The sequence below is a fragment of the Gordonibacter pamelaeae 7-10-1-b genome (genome assembly GCF_000210055.1).
GTDB classification, from domain to species: domain Bacteria; phylum Actinomycetota; class Coriobacteriia; order Coriobacteriales; family Eggerthellaceae; genus Gordonibacter; species Gordonibacter pamelaeae.
This window is the reverse complement of sequence record NC_021021.1, coordinates 1685281-1686531: the sequence shown is the minus strand read 5'-3', so window position 1 is coordinate 1686531 and position 1251 is coordinate 1685281. Positions and strand designations below refer to the sequence as shown.

Sequence of the window (1251 nt, the reverse complement as noted above, 5' to 3'; positions counted from 1 at the left end):
GCCTCCGCGGCGTCGTCCGCGTGCAACGTCTCCGGCATCGCGCCCGGCAGCTCCCCCGCTCCCGCCGCGACGGCCCGCACGGCGTCCAGGTCCACCCACTCCTCCACCACGTCGGCTATGCCGTCCAGCAGGCGCTCCCGCCCGTCCGTCTCGCCGCTCGTCACGAGGCCCAGATGGCGGTCGGGCACGTCGAGCCGCGCATCGGCCGGCACCGCGCCCACCACGGGGATGCCGCACGTGCGTTCGATCACCTCCGTGATCAGCCCGCGCTGCCGCGCCCCGCGCACCCGGTTCAAGATGACCCCCGCTATGCGCACGTCCGGATCGAACGCGCAGCATCCCAGCACGAGGGCGCCCGCCGTCCGCGTCATGCGCGTCACGTCCAGCACGAGGATGACCGGCGTGTCCGTGATCTTCGCGATCTCGGCCGACGACGTGCTGCCCTCGGCATCCAGCCCGTCGTACAGGCCCATGGCGGCTTCGATCACGCATGCATCGGCGCCCGCCGAAGCCTCGCGCACCACGGCGCGGATCTGGTCGGGCTCCATGAAGTAGCGGTCGAGGTTGCGGCTCGTCCTGCCAGCCGCCACCGTGTGCCAGCCGGGGTCGATGAAGTCGGCGCCCTTCTTGAAAGGCTGGACGGCGCACCCTTGCCGGCGCAGCGCGCGCAGCAGCCCCAGCGTGAGGACGGTCTTGCCGCTCCTGCCGTGGGGTGCGGCAACCATGACCCGGGGCATGGCCGGGCCTGTCGTTTCGATAGCGCCCATAAGGCATCCTTGGCCCGGGCGCGCCTCCCTCCAGCGCGCCCGGACGCGAAGGCCTACACGCAGCCGGTCGGCTTCAGCAGGCCGGCGATCTTGCAGGCTCCCTTGCCGGGACCGCTGGGGAACAGCTCGTAGATCTCGGCGTTGGACTTGCCGGTGTCCCTCAGCATCTTGCGCACCATGGGGGCCACGCCGAACTCGGCGTAGTACCCGCGCAGGTAGTTGATGACCTCCCAATGCTCGTCGGTCAGCACCACGTCCTCGGTCTCGGCGAGCTTCTCCGCAACCTCTTCGTCCCACAGGCTGGCGTCCTCGAGGAATCCGTCCTCGTCGAGCGCGAGCGTGCGATCTCCAACCACCAACTCAGCCATAGCTATCCTCCTTTGATCGTCGTGCATCATCTATGACCAGCCGACGGACTGCTCCGCCGGCCGATGCTTGTCTCTACGAGGCGGCCGGCTCCTCCAGGGCACCGCCCACCGCAACG

The 1251-nt window shown here is 69.9% G+C and carries 2 protein-coding genes; both read right to left on the bottom strand.

Annotation, left to right across the window (positions count from 1 at the left end; genetic code table 11):
* The coding region (locus GPA_RS19045; RefSeq protein WP_083808983.1) for a cobyrinate a,c-diamide synthase at nt 1-767 on the bottom strand (767 nt) is incomplete at its 3' end.
* Between the two features lie 53 nt (nt 768-820).
* Entirely contained in the window at nt 821-1135 is a 315-nt protein-coding gene (locus GPA_RS07855; RefSeq protein WP_015539531.1) for a TusE/DsrC/DsvC family sulfur relay protein, read from the bottom strand.
* Nucleotides 1136-1251 lie beyond the last annotated feature (116 nt).